Origin of the sequence: Oceanimonas sp. AH20CE76 (genome assembly GCF_039654065.1) — a bacterium.
Classification (GTDB): Bacteria; Pseudomonadota; Gammaproteobacteria; order Enterobacterales; family Aeromonadaceae; genus Oceanimonas; species Oceanimonas smirnovii.
Map to the genome: position 1 here is coordinate 2,920,320 of NZ_CP155481.1, position 17,245 is coordinate 2,937,564.

The 17,245-nt window shown below is 57.5% G+C and carries 13 protein-coding genes; 2 read left to right on the forward strand and 11 right to left on the reverse strand.

Translation table 11 applies throughout. The features are described 5' to 3' along the window. Positions 1-35: 35 nt before the first annotated feature. Positions 36-1,445, reverse strand: a complete 1,410-nt coding sequence (locus tag N2M06_RS14345; RefSeq protein ID WP_346350935.1) for an IS4 family transposase — start codon at positions 1,443-1,445, stop codon at positions 36-38. A gap of 167 nt (positions 1,446-1,612) precedes the next feature. Further along, positions 1,613-2,956 (reverse strand): metalloprotease PmbA, encoded by a 1,344-nt coding sequence (gene pmbA / locus N2M06_RS14350; RefSeq protein WP_346352194.1) that lies wholly within the window; start codon positions 2,954-2,956, stop codon positions 1,613-1,615. 110 nt (positions 2,957-3,066) lie between these two features. On the opposite strand from pmbA, the gene yjgA reads away from it, so the two are divergent. Further along, a complete protein-coding gene (gene yjgA / locus N2M06_RS14355) occupies positions 3,067-3,588 on the forward strand; it encodes a ribosome biogenesis factor YjgA (RefSeq protein ID WP_019935055.1) in 522 nt (173 codons plus the stop codon). Positions 3,589-3,664: 76 nt separating this feature from the next. Here the strand turns inward: yjgA and tldD are convergent, their stop codons facing one another. The 8 genes from tldD to N2M06_RS14395 form a co-directional block, all read right to left on the reverse strand. After that, complete coding sequence (tldD, locus tag N2M06_RS14360) at positions 3,665-5,110, reverse strand: metalloprotease TldD (protein WP_019935056.1); 1,446 nt, start codon at positions 5,108-5,110, stop codon at positions 3,665-3,667. After that, positions 5,107-5,934 carry a carbon-nitrogen hydrolase family protein gene (locus N2M06_RS14365; RefSeq protein ID WP_317075113.1) on the reverse strand — a complete coding sequence of 276 codons (828 nt, stop codon included), beginning with the start codon at positions 5,932-5,934 and terminating at the stop codon, positions 5,107-5,109. Before N2M06_RS14365 ends, tldD begins: the two co-directional genes overlap by 4 nt. After that, entirely contained in the window at positions 5,935-9,684 is a 3,750-nt protein-coding gene (locus N2M06_RS14370) for a YhdP family protein (RefSeq protein WP_346351098.1), read from the reverse strand. Continuing rightward, positions 9,684-11,153 carry a ribonuclease G gene (gene rng / locus N2M06_RS14375; RefSeq protein ID WP_019935059.1) on the reverse strand — a complete coding sequence of 490 codons (1,470 nt, stop codon included), beginning with the start codon at positions 11,151-11,153 and terminating at the stop codon, positions 9,684-9,686. Before rng ends, N2M06_RS14370 begins: the two co-directional genes overlap by 1 nt. 69 nt (positions 11,154-11,222) lie before the next feature. After that, positions 11,223-11,798: a nucleoside triphosphate pyrophosphatase gene (locus N2M06_RS14380; RefSeq protein ID WP_317075111.1), complete on the reverse strand. Its 576-nt coding sequence runs from the start codon at positions 11,796-11,798 to the stop codon at positions 11,223-11,225. Positions 11,799-11,807: 9 nt separating this feature from the next. Further along, positions 11,808-12,296 (reverse strand): rod shape-determining protein MreD, encoded by a 489-nt coding sequence (gene mreD / locus N2M06_RS14385; protein ID WP_019935061.1) that lies wholly within the window; start codon positions 12,294-12,296, stop codon positions 11,808-11,810. After that, positions 12,293-13,159: a rod shape-determining protein MreC gene (gene mreC, locus N2M06_RS14390; RefSeq protein ID WP_019935062.1), complete on the reverse strand. Its 867-nt coding sequence runs from the start codon at positions 13,157-13,159 to the stop codon at positions 12,293-12,295. Before mreC ends, mreD begins: the two co-directional genes overlap by 4 nt. Positions 13,160-13,192: 33 nt before the next feature. Next, a complete protein-coding gene (locus N2M06_RS14395) occupies positions 13,193-14,236 on the reverse strand; it encodes a rod shape-determining protein (RefSeq protein ID WP_019935063.1) in 1,044 nt (347 codons plus the stop codon). 173 nt (positions 14,237-14,409) lie between these two features. On the opposite strand from N2M06_RS14395, the gene N2M06_RS14400 reads away from it, so the two are divergent. Then, entirely contained in the window at positions 14,410-15,321 is a 912-nt protein-coding gene (locus tag N2M06_RS14400) for a pyridoxal-phosphate dependent enzyme (RefSeq protein ID WP_051089276.1), read from the forward strand. On the opposite strand, the gene N2M06_RS14405 is transcribed toward N2M06_RS14400, so the two are convergent. Beyond that, the gene (locus N2M06_RS14405; RefSeq protein ID WP_019935065.1) at positions 15,309-17,222 is read right to left on the reverse strand and encodes an EAL domain-containing protein; all 1,914 of its coding nucleotides are present in this window, start codon (positions 17,220-17,222) and stop codon (positions 15,309-15,311) included. The two genes, N2M06_RS14400 and N2M06_RS14405, sit on opposite strands and share 13 nt — an antisense overlap. Positions 17,223-17,245: the final 23 nt, after the last annotated feature.

Genomic DNA, 17,245 nt, shown 5'->3' on the forward strand with positions numbered 1-17,245 from the left:
TTATTACAGCTTCAAGCTTCCGGCCTGTCTCTTAGTCACAAGTCGAGTCCATGGAACAACTCATAGGACTCGACGTAATTCATCAGGGTGAACCAGCCACTCCATAGCGCTTTCGTTCCTACCCGACCATTCCTGGCGGTGTTATGCCAGCGGCCAAGTCGGGCCAGAGCATAATAGGCCCAGTACAGCGAAGGGGGATGTGTCGGGAAGGCTGCCTTCTTCTCTGTCTTACGCCAGAGCAATCGCCATGCAATCGGGGGCAGCAGGCATTCGCAGCTCACCGCTTTTGCATCTTCCCGATTCTGCGCCACTTCTTTCAACTGCATCAAGCGAACGGCGATGAACGCTTTCACCACCGCTATCCGGCGCAGGTTTTCCCGAGTCTGCATGCGCACGTCTTCCACCTTGGTGCCTTCGGATTTCCACACCCGATGGAACTCCTCAATTCGCCAGCGTAGCTCATAAAAACGGACAATACGCAGGGCGGCTGCGGCATCAGGCAGCGGCTCTGATGTATACAGGATCCACTGCAATGGGTCTTTCCTGTCCTGATCGACTTCCTGACAGTACACCACGTTCAACGTCAGGGTTTTCTCCGCGTTGGCGCGTTGTGGCTTTTTGATGGTCAGCTGGGTATAGCTCAAGGCTACATGGGCGGTTCGGGCCGGTCGTCCACCTCGCTGAGCCACATAGACCTGGTAACACGCCACGGGCTTCAGTGCCTGCAGCACATCATGCAGTTTGCCTGTCGAGGTCTCGTCGTCGAGGACATTACGGTTATCGGAGGCGCGCACCACAAAGCGATGTTGATGCTGCTGCTGGTAAGCGAGATATTCATAGATATCAGCCTCCCGGTCACACACATCGATGATATGGCTCATGTCATTAACTCGGCCGGCCAGTGTTTCCATACCGCGTTGCCATTTATAGCTTTCTTTTTTAGTCCGTTCACGACACTGCAGCTGATGACCTTTTCCGGTTTGTTTCTGCTCACGGTGCCAGTAATACTGGTTAGCCAACCCAATCACGCACTCATTATCGGCATCCAGCATCAGCGTGGAATGGGCATAGAGGGTTCTGCCTTTGGCTGAGGCTTTCTTGTTACTGGCGGAGTTGACCTCGCCCAGCTCCTCACGCACCGCATGCTTGTAGCTGAGTCCGGTGGTGTCCTGTAACGCCAGCACCAGCGGGCGCACTGAGGCAATGGCAAGGGTACGTTCAAACCCGGCGTCAGCAATGGTGTCCGGTGAAATCACCTCGTTGCGAATAAAACGGTATGCCCCTTCAATGCTGGCAGGATCGACCGCAGCCTCGGCAACAGAGCCGTCAGCGCGTGCCGCCATGTCTGCCGCCATCTTGGTCAGTCTTCTGGTTCGACGGGGGTCACCCAGCCTGGCATTTCCGAAAATCAATGTTGCCCACTGGGTTGGATCGGCTTCAAACATGGCACGCTCTTTGAGTCAAAATGCCATTAGATCATAGTGATAGGGCGTTTGAGAATAACATTAGGTGGAAAAGGTTGGCCGTAGTGCACTACGGCCAACCTTTTATTTTCAATTGATGTCAAGAAAAACTTGTGACTAAGAGACAGGCTTCCGGCTTACAGCTATGTTTATTGCCCTGCAATCTTCATCTTGTCGATCAGTACCGAGCCGGTGTGCAGGCTGGAGCGGGTTTCCACGTCGGTGCCGATGGCCTGAATGCCGGCAAACATGGTTTTCAGGTTGCCGGCGATGGTGATTTCTTCCACCGGATAAGCAATTTCGCCGTTCTCAACCCAGAAGCCGGCGGCCCCCCGGGAGTAATCGCCGGTCACTATGTTCACTCCCTGCCCCATCATCTCGGTCACCAGCAGGCCGGTGCCCATTTGTTTGAGCAGTTCGGCATGGCTCTGGCCGCTGCTGGAAATGGTCCAGTTATGAATGCCGCCGGCATGGCCAGTGAGCGGCAAGCCCAGCTTGCGCGCCGAGTAGCTGGTCAGCAGGTAGGTCTGCAGCACACCGTTTTCAATGATATTACGCTCGACCGTGCGCACTCCTTCATTATCAAAAGGCGCACTGGCCAGGCCCTTGTGCAGGTGAGGCTGCTCGTGAATGGTAAGCCAGTCCGGAAATATCTGCTCACCGCAGGCATCCAGCAGAAAGGACGATTTGCGATAGAGGTTGCCGCCGCTGATGCCCATGACCAGATGGCCGAACAGGCCCGCCGCCACGTCGGAATGAAACAGTACAGGGGCCTGAGTGGTCCCGATTTTGCGGCCGCCAAGCCGGCCAAGGGTACGGCTGACCGCCTCGTCGGCCACTGTTTCCGGAGCCCAGAGATCATCAAAGCTGCGCGCCGAGGTAAATCCGTACTCCCGCTGCATATCGCCGTCCTGCTCGCCAATCAGCACACAACTCATACCGTAGCGGGAGCCGGCAAAGCCTTTCACAAAGCCATGGCTGTTGCCGTAGACACGAATGCCCACATTGGCAGAGTAACTGGCTCCGTCAGACTGTTTGATGCGCTTGTCCCGCCCCAGCGCGGAGCGCTCGCATTGCAGCGCCAGCTCAATGCCCTCGGCAGGATCCATGACACGGGGAAAGCACAGTTCAAGCTCGGGGGACTCCCAGGCCAGCTGATCCGCATCAGCCAGGCCGGCATGAGGGTCGGCTGTGGTATAGCGGGAAATATCCAGTGCCGCCGCCACGGTGCGGGCAATGGCGTCGGGGCGCAGATCCGAGGTGGACGCCGAGCCCTTGCGGCCATCACGATAAACGGCAATGCCAAGGGCGCCGTCTTTATTGAATTCGATGTTTTCCAGCTCAGCATTGCGGGTATTGACCGACAGTCCGGTTTGCTTGCTGATGGAAACCTCTGCGGCGTCCGCACCCAGCCGCTTCGCGCTTTCCAGCGCCTGCTCTACCGCCAGCTCTAGCTGACGCTGTTCGTTGTGAATCTCTTCAGGAGTCATAATGAAATCGCTGGTTCTGTTTGTTGCTAGCATAACAGACCCCTGCGCCCCTTGGGAGAAGCTGGTAGAATAATCATCATCAGCCAATTATTTAACGATTCCAGAGAGACGTAATGCGCCATCACGACGACCAGCCCGATCATGACGACGAGATTGAATGGGTCAGTAAAAGCGAAATGAAACGGGAAAGTCAGGCGTTGCAGCAGCTTGGCATGGACCTGGTTAAACTCAACCCGAGCGAGCTGGCCAAGGTTCCTCTGGATGACGAGCTGAAAGACGCCATTGATCTGGCTCACAAGCTGGCCAACAAGCGTGAGGCGCAGCGCCGTCACCTGCAGTTTATCGGCAAGCTGATGCGCACCCGGGATGTCACCGCTATTCGCGACGCGTTAAATGCCTTTGATCAGAAAAGTGCCGTGGCCAATGCCCGTTTTCATAAGCTGGAGCAATGGCGCGACCGGCTGATCAAGGAAGGTGACAAAGCGGTGAATGACCTGGTGGCCCAGCACCGCCAGCTCGACCGGCAAAAGCTGCGCCAGCTGGCCCGCACCGGCCGCAAGGAGCTGGCCGCCGGCCTGCCCCCCAAAGCCTACCGGGAACTGTTCCAGTACCTGAAACAAAACCTGGAGCCGTAAGCAGCCCTTCACTGCGAAGCCTTATAAAAATAACAACGCCGGCATGATGCCGGCGTTTTTTGCGTTCAGTGGCGGGTTACTGGGTGCCGCCCACCGTCATGCGGTCCAGCTTGAGGGTGGGCTGGCCCACGCCTACCGGCACACTCTGGCCGTCCTTGCCACAGACGCCCACGCCGGCGTCCAGGCTCAGATCATTACCCACCATGGACACCTGGCTCATGGCCTCAGGGCCGTTACCAATCAGGGTGGCCCCCTTGATTGGCGCGGTCAGCTTGCCATCTTCAATCAGATAGGCTTCTGACGCCGAGAACACAAACCGGCCCGAGGTAATGTCTACCTGACCACCACCGAAGTTGGGCGCATAAATGCCCTTCTTCACGCTGCGAATAATCTCGTCCGGCGGTGTCTCGCCGGCCAGCATATAGGTGTTGGTCATGCGCGGCATGGGCAGGTGAGCATAAGACTCGCGCCGGCCGTTGCCGGTGGGTGCCATGCCCATCAGCCGGGCGTTGAGCTTGTCCTGCATATAGCCCCTGAGCACGCCGTTTTCAATCAGCACGTTATAGCCGCTGGCGGTGCCTTCATCATCCACGGTCAAAGAGCCACGACGATTGGCCAGGGTGCCGTCATCCACTATGGTGCACAGCTCCGAGGCCACCTTTTCACCAATGCGACCGGAGTAGGCAGAAGAGCCCTTGCGGTTGAAATCCCCTTCCAGACCATGACCCACCGCCTCGTGCAGCAGCACACCGGGCCAGCCGGCACCCAGCACTACCGGCATGGTGCCGGCTGGCGCGTCTACCGCTTCCAGGTTCACCAGCGCCTGACGCACCGCTTCCCGGGCATAGCTCATGGCTCTGGGCTGGCCGTCGATCTCTTCCAGAAAATAATCATAACCAAAACGACCGCCACCGCCGCTGCTGCCCCGCTCCCGCCGGCCATTGCGCTCTGCCAGTACCGAGCAGTTGAGCCGCACCAGCGGGCGCAGATCCGTGGCCAGAGTGCCGTCGGTGGCCAGCACCAGTATTTCTTCATATACCCCTGAGATGGAAGCGATCACCTGTGTAATGGACGGATCCAGACTGCGGGCAAAGGCGTCCATTTGCTGCAGCAGGGCTATTTTTTGCTCCCGGGGCAGACTGTCCAGCGGGTTCAGCCCCCTGTAACGGGCGGTTACCGGCTGCGGCTGGCCCACCTTGAAGCGACCGTCGCCACCGTGAGCGGCAATGCCCCGGGCGGCACTCACCGCCTGATCCAGCGCCGTGGCGTTAAGTTCGTCAGAATAGGCAAAGCCGGTTTTTTCACCGCTGACGGCGCGCACGCCCACACCCTGCTCTATGTTGTAGCTGCCGTCCTTGACGATGCCGTCTTCCAGCACCCAGGACTCATGCACACTGTTCTGAAAATACAGATCGGCAAAGTCGATCTGGTGGCGGCTGAGCCGCGCCAGCTGGGCATCGAGCAAGGCCATATCCAGCTCATTGGGCACCAGCAGGCTTTGATTAATCTGTTCAATACTCATTCGTTGTCTCTCCACACCGCTCGCAGGCGGGCATGTTGGGCCACGGGCATTTGCCGGCGTATGCTGTCGAGGCGATGTTGTTCAAGGGGGGCCACGATCAGGCCTTCACCATTGGGCAGGCAGGCCTGAATGTCCCCCCAGGGATCCAGGATCACCGAATGCCCCCAGGTTTGCCGGCCCCCGGCATGCTCACCCACCTGGGCTGCCGCCAGAACATAACACTGATTTTCAATGGCTCTGGCCTGTAGCAAGGGCAGCCAGTGTGCCTTGCCGGTAACGCGGGTGAAGGCGGCCGGCACCAGCAGAATATCCGCCCCTTGTTCACGCAGGGCCCGGTACAGCTCGGGAAAACGCAGATCATAACAGACTGACAGCCCCAGACGACCAAAGGGGCTGTCAACCACACATAACTCATGACCGGGGCTGAAGGTATCGGATTCGCGATAACGACCATGGCCATCGGCCACATCCACATCAAACAGATGCAGCTTGTGATAACAGGCTACCCGCTCGCCTTTATCGTTAAATACCAGACAGCTGGTATGCAGCTTGTCACTCTGCTCTGTCTGGGTCGGCATGGAACCCACCACCAGCCAGATGCCGTATTGCCTTGCCCACTGGGCCAGACAGTCTTGCACCGGCCCGTTTCCCAATGGCTCGGCCACGGCCTGCACGGCCTGGCGGTTGCCAAATACCACAGCGTTTTCCGGCAATTGCACCAGCAGTGGCCGGCTGGCGGGCAGGCGTTCCAGCAGGGCAGCAATTTTCGCCTGGTTGACCGGCCAGTGATCACTGGCATTCAGTTGCAGAGCGACCAGTTCCATTTATGGCTCCTTGTTAATCGCAGGCAGTTTGATTTTATTTTGTTCCCGCCCCAGCTCTTTGACTTCCGGGCTGGCCAGCGGTCCCGTTACCTCATAGCGAATGCGGGTAAACACATCCACCACCGGGCCAAACAATTTGGACGCCGCCAGCACATAAAGGCCGGTGACCGGTGTCACCGCAAAAGCGGTTAATACGGGCAGATTACCGGTTAAATCCGGAGTAAAGTCAAAGCGGTAATTCAGCTGACTGGCTGGCAGATCAACCAGCCCTTTACCGGTCAGATCACCGGCTGCCCCTTCCAGTAAGAAATCATTGTTGTGCAGCACTCCATTGTTGAATTCACCGGTTGCGCTGATGCGGTCAAAGTAAAAGCCGCCTTCAAATACATCACGAAAATCCAGCCGCAGCCGGCGCAGCACTGAATCCATACTCAGCACCGACAGCAGCCCTGCTCCCTTGTCGCTGACGCCGGTCAGCACACCGGCACCGGTTTCCACACTCACAGTGCCATTCAGGGTGGCAGGCTCAGGCTGCCAGGGCAACCCGGGCCAGTTTAATTGCGCCTCAATCAGCGCCTTGGTATCCCGAAAGGGAGAGGCATGACCCAACGCCCGCCAGAGCTGCTGCAATGACTGAGCACCACCCTGCCACTGAATACGGCTGGTATTCAGCCCTTGCTGCTGCAGCCATTGCCCCTGAACACGCCCCTGCAGCTGATCTCCATCCAGCCAGAGGTCATCCAGACTAATGCCGTTTTGAGCTTGCAGCGGTGTGAGCTGAAGCCCCATTTTGCCCAGTGACAAATTACGCCAGCGGCAGTCATCACAGCGGAACACCAGCGCCGGAATATCAGAGGGCGACAGCGCATCAGGAACTCCGCCAGACTCATTAGTTTGCGGATCAAGCCATAAGCGCTCAAACAATGCGGTCACAGGCTCACCGTCAGCCCACGTAAGACTGCCTTTTACCTGTTGCGAATCTATGGTGAGACGCCGCCGTTCTGCCGCCTCCGGGGTAACGCCCAGCCGCAAATCACTGAGTAATTGCCCCCAAAGTGTTCCCCGGTCGGCGCGCAGTGCCATTCGATAGTCTTCAGGCCAGTGCAGTTTCATTTGCTGAGGCTGCTGCTGGCCTTGCGTTTCAGACAGCGCAATCCACTCATCCAGCGCCAGCGCTTCCAGATGGGCCGCTATATCCAGCGCAGCTCTTGGCCCGGCTGCGCTGGCTCCGCCTGCAGTCACCCAAAGCTGCCGGATAGTGGTACCGGCATCACTGAATTCAAGCACGGCATCGGCATCAAGATCCGGCGCCAGACTCAGCTGTGCTTGTGCCTGAGTGGCATTGCCGGAAACGTTCAGCTTAACCGGCCGGATCCAGTCTGCTTCTTTCGCCAGCGGTGCCGGCAACTCGCTATGCAGCCCGTTCAGATCAGAGCTGAGTCTGGCGTCATAGCCAACTTCTCCCTGCTGCAGGCGTAGCGTCACATCGCCCTGCCAGCGGGTCTCGCCACTCAGCGCCGCCAGCCCGGGCTGTGCCTTCGCCAGCGCATCTCCCTGCAGCCGGCCGGCCAGTTCAATCGTGGCGTCATAACCGGCATTGGTGACTTGCCCGGCATAATTTACCGTCAGCGGCTGCCCCAGCCACTGCGTCTGCAACCCGGCCAGCCTGGTCTCTTGCTGATCAAACATCAGGGTGCCGGTCACCTTGGTCAGCGGCATGGCAAGCGGCGTAACCTGCACTTGATTACCAGAAAAATCGACCTCACCATCAACGCCGACGTCACCACCGCTCAGAGGAATATTCAGCGCCAGCCTGCCAGTGAGCGGACCTGACACCTGTATCTGCTCCAGAGCAACGCCCACCGAGCTTTTTAACGGAGATTGCGTGAGATAATCCGTCACCGCCTCGCCGGCACCACTGACCCCGGCTTTCAGCTCCAGATGCGCGTTTTCATCAAGGGGAGTAATACGGGCATCAATGTCGACGGCACGCGCCACACCTAACCGGCCGCTGCCCTGCTGCATATAGAGGTTATCGTTCTCAAACAACAGCTCCAGATCAAGATCGGTTAATGGTTGCCAGTCAGGATCAAAGCGAAATTCAGCCTGACGCAGCGGCACCCTGGCCTGAAACAGGCCGCTGCCATCATGGTAGGGGAACTGATTAAGCCGGCCATACCAGAGCACCTTGGCCTGGCTGGCCTGACCAGCCACTATGGCACCTTCCAGATAGTCCACCAGCGGTGTGCCCATCACCGGCTCGGGCAGATAGCCTCCCGCCGCACCGGCCCGGTGCAGCTCCACACTGGCCGAAGCACTGAGCAGTGGCGAGTCATTAGCAGGCAGCTGCAGGCTGATATGGGCATCCACATCCAGATCATCACCGGCAAGACGCAGCGCATCACTCCATAGCCACCAGCCATCCTTGCGCTTTTGCCACTGCCATTGAGCCTGCAGCTGTTGCACCGGCCAGGCATGACGAAAAGCGCTGTCCCACTGCCAGGCCGATGCCTCAGGCTGCTGAACGCTTAAACGGCCATGATCCGCCGCCACCACAAAGCTGCCTTGCAGACCACGGACACCGGGAATCCACTCAAACGCCTGCGTACCGACATGACGGTATTCTCCCTGCAGCTGCCAGTCACTGCCGGCGGACGGTATATCCGCCTCCAGGTAAAGCCTGGCCAGCTCTCCTGCCGGTGCCGCTCCCGTCAGCTGCCGGGCTGCTGCCGGCCAGTAATGCTCCCCCCACTGGGCCAGTAAAGCCACATCAGTGAGGCTGAGCCGGTCCAGATAACCGGTCAGTTTGTTGTTGTGCCTGTCCAGCTGCACTTTCCAGCTGGGCCAGGACTCCCCGTCCACGCTGATATCAATGCCGCTGCTGGCCAGCTGCCAGCCCTGCTGGGTAGGTTGCCACTGAATACGGCCCCCCTTTACCGCCACCTGGTGATCCCCGCCCCAGCGAGCTTCACTGTTTCCCAGAGTCAGCAGTGCCGCCTGCAGCTCTCCCTGCTGCCACTCCAGCCAGGTTTCAAAAGAAAGCAGGGCGGCCACTTTTTTATCATTGGGTCTTGCCTGAGCCAGCATGGGGCCGGCATCCATCCCCTTAGCCTGCATATAGATGCCGCCACTCAGGCTGTGAATATCATCCCCTTCGAGGCGCCCCTTGAACACAAACTGCTGGCCGGCGGCACTGCCAAACCCAAGCCGCCCTTCCCCCTGGTGCAAACCGGGCCGGTTTTGCCAGTGCAGGGCGGGAATTTGTAACTCCAGCAGCGGTTTGCCGGGGCTGGCCAGCACCAGCTGGGCGTTGAGCAGGGTAAGTTTTCGCACTGCCTGCAATGCCAGGGTGCGCAACTCGTCAAGATCGGTATTGGCTTTCTCTCCTGCGGGGGTCAGTTCCAGTCGCAGACCATCAAGCGTGACTTCGTTCAGCACCGGCCGCCACTGGCGCAAACTCTGCCACAGCTGCATATCAATCAGGGCACGCCGCAGGGTCAGCCGGGGTTGCTCGGCTCCCTGCAACTGCAGCTTTTCCAGCACCAGTACAGGGCCATAATCTTTCCAGTCCAGCCCCAGATCAGCAATGCTCAGGCTCAGATTGTGCTGAGCCAGCATGCGGTTCAGCCACTGCTGCTGTAACCCTGCCAGCCAGGGCGAACCAAAACGCAGCAGAGTAACCAGCAGCGCCAGCACCACAGCAATGCCGGCCAGGGTAAACCAGGCCCAGCTGAAAGTGCGCCTCAGCACTACATCATCACCACATCAAACTGCTCCTGGTTATACAGGGGCTCATTATTCACCTTGACCTGCTTGCCAATAAAGACTTCCAGCTCTGCCAGCATATGAGATTCGTCTTCCTGCAGGGCGTCCGCCACGGCAGTAGAGGCATAGACCACAAACTTGTCAGCATCGTAGGCTTTATTAACGCGCAGTATCTCCCGCAGAATTTCGTAGCTGACGGTCTCTACGGTTTTCACCCGGGCCCGGCCGTTACATTCGGGGCAGGCATCACAGAGCACATGCTCCAGGCTTTCCCGCGTGCGCTTGCGAGTCATTTCGACCAGACCCAGCTGAGAAAAACCGTTTACATTGGTTTTGGCCCTGTCTCTGGCCAGCGCCAGCTCCAGGCTGTGCAGTACCCGACGCTTGTGATCCTCATCGTGCATATCAATGAAATCAATAATGATAATCCCCCCCAGATTGCGCAGTCGCAACTGGCGGGCAATGGCCTGAGTGGCCTCGATATTGGTGTTGAAAATGGTTTCTTCAAGGTTGCGGTGGCCCACAAAAGCCCCGGTGTTGATATCGACCGTGGTCATGGCTTCGGTCTGATCGATGATCAGGTAGCCGCCGGACTTGAGCTCCACTTTACGATCCAGCGCGCGCTGAATTTCGTTTTCCACATCGTAGAGATCAAAAATGGGAGCATTGCCATGATAATACTCAATGCGGCCGCACAGCTCGGGTACAAACTCTTCTACAAAGGTACACAGGCTGTCACAGGTTTCCCGGGAATCAACCCGAATGCGGTCCAGCTCGGCCCCGACAAAATCACGTACGATACGAAACGCCAGCCGCAGATCTTCATATAACATGGAGCAGGAAGCGTATTTGCTTCTGCGCTCCTGAATTTTCCGCCACAGCCGTTTCAGAAAAGCCGCATCCTGAGCCAGCTCCTGCTCGCCAATACCTTCGGCAGCGGTGCGAATAATAAAACCACCCTGCTCATCCACATGCTCGGCAGCCAGCGCTTTGAGCCGCTCCCGCTCCTGCTCGGAATCAATGCGCTGGGAAACGCCCACATAGGCACTGCCGGGCATAAACACCAGATAACGGGAGGGCAATGTAATATCGGTGGTCAGACGCGCCCCTTTGGTACCGAGCGGATCTTTCACCACCTGCACCATGATGTCCTGGCCCTGACGCACCAGCTCAGCAATATTGCCCGCCTGAAAGTGGGCCTGCTCACGGGTGTCGACACATTCAGTATGAGGAACTATATCGGAGGCGTGCAGAAAAGCGGCCCGTTCGCCGCCAATATCCACAAAGGCTGCCTGCATACCCGGCAATACTCTGCTGACCTTGCCCTTATAAATATTGCCCACTATGCCACGGCGGGCCTGCCGCTCAATGTGCACTTCCTGCAGGATACCGTTTTCCACCAGGGCTACCCGGGTCTCCGCCGGGGTCATATTGATAATCAGTTCTGCAGACATAAGGGCTCCGCCAGTCCGAATAGAGAATGCCCTAAATTAACACAGAATAACCCTGTTCCGGAGTCTGATTCAGGCAGTGGCGATGCCATGGTGCTGCAGCAGTGCCTCGGTTTCCACCAGCGGCAGACCCACCACGGCGCTGTAGCTGCCATTAATGCCCGATACAAAACGCCCGCCCACTCCCTGAATGCCATAGCCACCGGCCTTATCGGCGGGCTCGCCGGTGCGCCAGTAACGGTCGATGTCGGCCTCGCTCAGGCACCGAAACGTTACTTCAGTGGTCACCAGCACCACCTCACATCCACCATCGACAGCCAGCGCCATGGCAGTCATCACCTGATGGGTGCGCCCTGACAAGCGCGCCAGCATGGCTTTGCCGTGGGCTTCGTTCCGGGGTTTTTCCAGTACTTCATCGTTCAGCACCACTATGGTGTCACCGCCCAGTACCGGCAGCGGCATTGGTGCCAGTGCAGCGCCCGCCTGCGCTTTGTCCTGCGCCAGCCGCTGTACATAGCCGGCAGCAGACTCACCCGGTCGCTGGCACTCTTCCACCTCGGGGCGTACCAGTGCAAAGCTGACTCCCAGCTGTGCCAGCAGTTCGCGGCGGCGCGGTGAAGCAGATGCCAGGTAAAGAGCAATACTCATATCGGCTCCTCAGGTCAGAGAAAACTGGCGGCGGCATTTGCGCAGCAACAGAAAGATCCAGGGCCAGAACAACATGCTGCTGACAATGGACCAGAAGTAGTGATAGTCCACCTGGGTTTCGCTGTTAAGGTAAGCGGTCCAGAAAATCAGCAGCTTGTTCAGCATCACCAGACCACCTACCACAAAAGCCTGCTGCCAAACCGAGTAATTGCGCATGCGCTGAAACTGGGATGTTGCCAGATAAACCGGAATAACCAGCGCCAGAGCTCTTACTCCCAATACTGAACCAAGCAAAAGATCCAGTAACAGACCGGCTACAAAGGCAGTGCCCACATTGGCCCTGTGTGGCAGCGCTATGCTCCAGTAAATGAGCACCACCAGCAACCAGTCAGGACGAAAGGGAGCAATCAGATCAGGCAAAGGCAGAATAGACAACATCAGCGCCAGCATCAGGCTGAACATAATGGTCAGTCTGCTGCGCCACGGGAAACCACTCATGAGGCCCCCTCCGGTGCTACATTTGGTAACGATGTTCTCACTCTGGGTTCAGGCCACAGTAATAGCAGATAACGTACTCTGTCCAGGGCCGCAAAAGGCGTAATGCGAATCTCGGCAAAGGGCTGGCCTTCCTCATAGCCAACATGGGTAACTCTGCCGACCGGGTAGCCTTCGGGGAACCGTCCGGCCAGGCCGGAGCTGAGCAGTACGTCCCCTTCCTGTATGTCGGTATTGCGGGTGATATTGTCGAGCAGCAGCCGATCCAGGCGACCACTGCCGCTGGCAATGGCGCGAATGTCATTGCGCTCCACCCGCACCGGAATGCCGTGACTGGCATCTGTGATCAGCAAGACCCGGCTGGTGGTTTTACCAACAGACATGACCTGTCCTACCACCCCCTGTTCATTCAGCACTGGCTGACCTTCAAACACACCCTGCAGCGTGCCTTTATCAATCACAACCTGGTGGGAGAAAGGATCGGTATCCACCGCCATGATTTCAGCCACCATGCGCCTTGCGTCCTGCTGCACCGGCGAGCCCAGCAATTCGCGCAGACGCTGATTTTCCTGCTCCAGGTGGCGCAACCGCAGCAAATCATCCCGCAGCAAAAACAATTCACGCTCCATGCGCTCAGCCTGGGTTAACAAGGTCTTTCGCGACATCAGCTGGGTTGAAGCAGTGTCCAGCAAAATGCGCGGGCTGTTGGCCATATACTGCAGTGGGCTGACCAGAGAGTTAAGGTAAAGCCTGATATCGGAAAAGGACTGATAACGGCTGTCTGCCACCATCAGCGCAAGACTGGCCAGCACCGCCAGTGTCAGGCGAATGGGCAAAGAGGGTCCGCGACCAAAAATAAGTTTCATTAAAAGAGCGAGCCGGTCTCCCGGCCCGATTCATCAGTCGTAGTGAAACAAGTCGCCGCCATGCATGTCGATCATCTCCAGCGCCTTGCCGCCTCCCCGGGCCACACAAGTCATGGGATCATCAGCCACCACAACAGGAATACCGGTTTCTTCCATCAGCAGGCGATCCAGATCACGCAGCAAAGCACCACCTCCGGTCAATACCATGCCGCGTTCAGAAATATCTGACGCCAGCTCGGGTGGAGACTGCTCCAGCGCCACCATCACTGCACTGACAATGCCGGTCAGCGGCTCCTGCAAGGCTTCCAGAATTTCATTGGAATTCAGGGTAAAGCTGCGCGGAACCCCTTCTGCCAGGTTGCGCCCCCGTACTTCAATCTCAATAACATCATCACCCGGATAAGCAGAGCCCACTTCATGCTTGATGCGTTCAGCAGTGGCTTCACCAATCAGGGAGCCGTAGTTGCGGCGCACATAATTAATAATGGCTTCATCAAAACGATCACCGCCTACTCTCACCGACTGGGAATAAACAACACCGTTAAGGGAGATAATGGCCACTTCGGTGGTACCGCCGCCAATATCCACCACCATGGAGCCAGTGGCTTCGGATACCGGCAGGCCGGCACCAATGGCCGCGGCCATGGGTTCATCAATCAGATAAACCTCACGGGCACCTGCGCCCAGGGCAGACTCCTTGATGGCCCGGCGCTCTACCTGCGTAGAGCCACAGGGAACACAGACCAGTACACGAGGACTGGGGCGGAAGAAATTATTGTCGTGCACCTGCTTGATAAAGTGCTGCAACATTTTCTCGGTAACGTAGAAGTCGGCAATCACGCCATCTTTCATCGGACGAATGGCGGCAATGTTGCCGGGAGTACGCCCCAGCATCTGTTTGGCGGCATGACCGACGGCGGCAACGCTCTGGGCCGAACCGGCTCTTTCCTGGCGAATGGCCACGACGGAGGGTTCGTTCAGAACTATGCCCTGATCTTTTACGTAGATAAGGGTGTTGGCCGTTCCCAAGTCGATGGACAAATCGTTGGAAAACATGCCTCTGAGCTTCTTGAACATATGCTGAAGGGGATCCTGGGTTGATACCGGAAAAATTCGGCTAACTTTACCAACGCAACCACCCCCTAGCAAGGCAGAACCCGGCCAGGCTTGGTTGCAATCGAATACGAGTTTTAATAAATCAATAAGTTCCCTACACTAAGCACCTCTGAATCCTTTCTGTTTATTTTTGCGTGATCCAACTTCAACGCTGGCAACACTTGTTTCGCCATTCTCTGTCGCCACTGATACCACTTGAGCATACGACGCTGCAACAGCACAGGGTGGCGCTTTATATTAAACGGGATGACCTGCTGCACCCTTCCATATCCGGCAATAAATGGCGAAAACTTAAATATGTGCTGCGCCAAGCGCTGTCGGAGCAGGCGGCCGGCCTGCTCAGCTTTGGCGGAGCCTGGTCCAATCACTTACATGCACTGGCTGCCGCCGGCCATACACTGGGAATGCCTACCGTCGGCATAGTACGTGGTGAGCCCGAATACGCCGCCAACCCCACCCTGTCCGATGCGCAAGGCTGGGGCATGCAGCTGGCGTTTGTAGACCGTCAAACCTATCGCCGCCGCCACCATGCTGATTTTCTTGCCGAACTGCGCCGCCGCTACCCCGGTTTTTATCTTATTCCTGAAGGCGGCAGCTGCGAGCTGGCCCTGCCTGGTGTGGCCGAGTTGTGGCAAGAGCTGCCAGCATGCGACCAGCTGATCCTGCCGGTGGCCAGCGGCGGTACCCTGGCGGGCTTGTTGTCAGCCCGCCCCGAACACACACACCTTACCGGCTATGCCGTACTCAAAGGCAAAGACTGGCTGGCCCGGACGGTGCAGCAGCTGTATGCCCCTGCTGAATCAGATAACGGCTGGCGGTTACGCCTGAATCATCATGGCGGTGGCTATGCCAAATGCTCCGTCGAAGACCGCAGCGCCATTACGGCCCTGAGCACAGCATTGGGCATTCCGCTGGAGCCTATATACAGTGGCAAGGCCATGCTGGGGTTGTTTCGTGATATTGAGGCCGGCTGTTACCCGCCCGATAGCCGGCTGATATTTTTGCATACCGGTGGCCTGCAAAGTGCAAGGTCTCAAGTCAGCTGAAAACGCTCAGGACAGGAAAAATAATATCCCTGTCCGGCATGCACGCCCAACTGCTTCAGGCAGGTCCACTCTGCTTCGGTTTCCACGCCCACCGCTATCACCCGGGTATGATTGCCCATGCAGTTACCCAACAGACTGCGCACCGCCATCTGATTCACCGATTTCTTGTCAATATCTCTGACCAGGCTGGGGTGCAGCTTGAGGTAATCTAGATCATAATCCTTGATGTACTGAGTGCTGACCACATCCTGGCCAACATGGTCCACCGCCAGCCGGCAGCCCAGCGCCTTCAGCGCCCGCAGTGGTTTTACCAGCTCCAGAAAGTGCCGGCCTACGCCCGCTTCAGACAGCTCAATGACCAGCTCATGAAGCAAAGGCCTGGGCAACTGGATCAGTTCAAACACCAGCCAGCGGTGAAAACTCCGGTTAAGGATACTGGCGACCGACAGGTTAACAGCCAGCACCGCCTTGCGGTCAGCGTCTTGTAGTGCCGTCAGGCTTTGCAACATAATGCAGCGATCCAGATCCTGCAGCAAACCACACTTCTCTGCCATGGGCAGAAAATGACCGGCAGCCAGCTCCCGCCCCTGCTCATCATGAATACGGGCAAGCAATTCAATGCTCTCGGGAGTGGCCTCTGCAGCGCTGTAAATACCCTGACGGTCCAGTAGTATGGCATCCTGCTCCAGCAGACGTCCAAGCAAAGTGCGCCATCGTACCGTACCTTTGCCACTGCTTTCTTCGGTCAGCCCCTTATAGTACATAAAGTAGCCGTCACCACCCTGTAGGGCAGCGCTGCGTAACGCCAGCTCGGCCTCTTCTTCTATCTGATGTAACTGTTCGCCAAAGCGAAAACAAACACCGCCGATATAAACCGCCGGCTCTTTGACGACATCAGGCCAGTGCAGCCGACGCAGCAGTTTAAGCACCTGCCGGGCGGCCTCCTGGGCTTCGCTTTCTACCGTGTTGGGAAACATCAGCGCAAAGGTATTACCGGTATAGCGGGCCTGCAGGGCACCGGGATAACGCCGGATCAGGTGTCCCAGATACACCGACGCCGAGCTGAGCAGCTCATCACCTCTGTCATGGCCCAGTTTATGGTTGATGTGCTCCAGATCCTGCAGCTCTACCAGCAATAATGCAGCTGATTGACTGGCTGAGTCATTCAGCGCCGCTTCCAGCCGGTTATCAAAAAACACCCGGTTGCCGATGCCAATATTGCGATCAACAAACACATTGGCCCGAATAAAAGTGTCAAAGCGACTACGCTCCTTACGGGCTTCACGCAAGTCAGCCATCAGCTTATCCAGAGCGCGGCTGGCAGCCTGAGGCCACTCTTCTTTCGGGCTGTGTTGCAGCATACTGAGCCGGCCGTCCAGGATCAGCCGGCCACGCTGCTCAAGCAGTTCGGCACCACGCAGCTGCCGGCGAAACCAGCGCAGACTGAGCAACAGTCCGGCAAACACCAGCATAATGGCACCGGTCAGACCGGATACCGCAGCCAGAGAATGGTCTATATGGTAAAAAGGCGGGCGCAGGACCAGCCTGACAAAAAGCCCGTCATGACTGGTGAGTGCTCTGTCGTACTGCTCGCTGATTTCATCACTCGCCAGCGGCTGAGTCAGACCAGACCGGTAATACTCTTTATGCTGATCATGCACAGTAAAAACAATGAGTTCGTTCGTATCCAGCAGCGCCGGCAACCAGCGATCAATATTGGGCTGAGCAGTACTCTCAGGCTGCCAGGATTCATCCACCATGCGTACCACTGCATCAACCTGACGCTGCTGATAGGCAATGCCCATCTGATAAAAGCTGAGCCCGGCACCAATCAACACCATCAGTACCGCCGCCAGCACACACAGGGTGATGGTGGTAATAAACTGATTGGTAAACTTCATGTGCTTTCCTTGCGGCCGGCACC

Excerpts from the sequence above, each read along its gene's own strand:
- rng (WP_019935059.1), bottom strand. The coding sequence starts at position 11,153 with ATGTCTGCAGAACTGATTATCAATATGACCCCGGCGGAGACCCGGGTA.
- tldD (WP_019935056.1), bottom strand. The coding sequence starts at position 5,110 with ATGAGTATTGAACAGATTAATCAAAGCCTGCTGGTGCCCAATGAGCTG.
- N2M06_RS14365 (WP_317075113.1), bottom strand. The coding sequence starts at position 5,934 with ATGGAACTGGTCGCTCTGCAACTGAATGCCAGTGATCACTGGCCGGTC.
- N2M06_RS14405 (WP_019935065.1), bottom strand. The coding sequence starts at position 17,222 with ATGAAGTTTACCAATCAGTTTATTACCACCATCACCCTGTGTGTGCTG.
- yjgA (WP_019935055.1), top strand. The coding sequence starts at position 3,067 with ATGCGCCATCACGACGACCAGCCCGATCATGACGACGAGATTGAATGG.
- mreD (WP_019935061.1), bottom strand. The coding sequence starts at position 12,296 with ATGAGTGGTTTCCCGTGGCGCAGCAGACTGACCATTATGTTCAGCCTG.
- N2M06_RS14345 (WP_346350935.1), bottom strand. The coding sequence starts at position 1,445 with ATGTTTGAAGCCGATCCAACCCAGTGGGCAACATTGATTTTCGGAAAT.
- N2M06_RS14380 (WP_317075111.1), bottom strand. The coding sequence starts at position 11,798 with ATGAGTATTGCTCTTTACCTGGCATCTGCTTCACCGCGCCGCCGCGAA.
- mreC (WP_019935062.1), bottom strand. The coding sequence starts at position 13,159 with ATGAAACTTATTTTTGGTCGCGGACCCTCTTTGCCCATTCGCCTGACA.
- N2M06_RS14395 (WP_019935063.1), bottom strand. The coding sequence starts at position 14,236 with ATGTTCAAGAAGCTCAGAGGCATGTTTTCCAACGATTTGTCCATCGAC.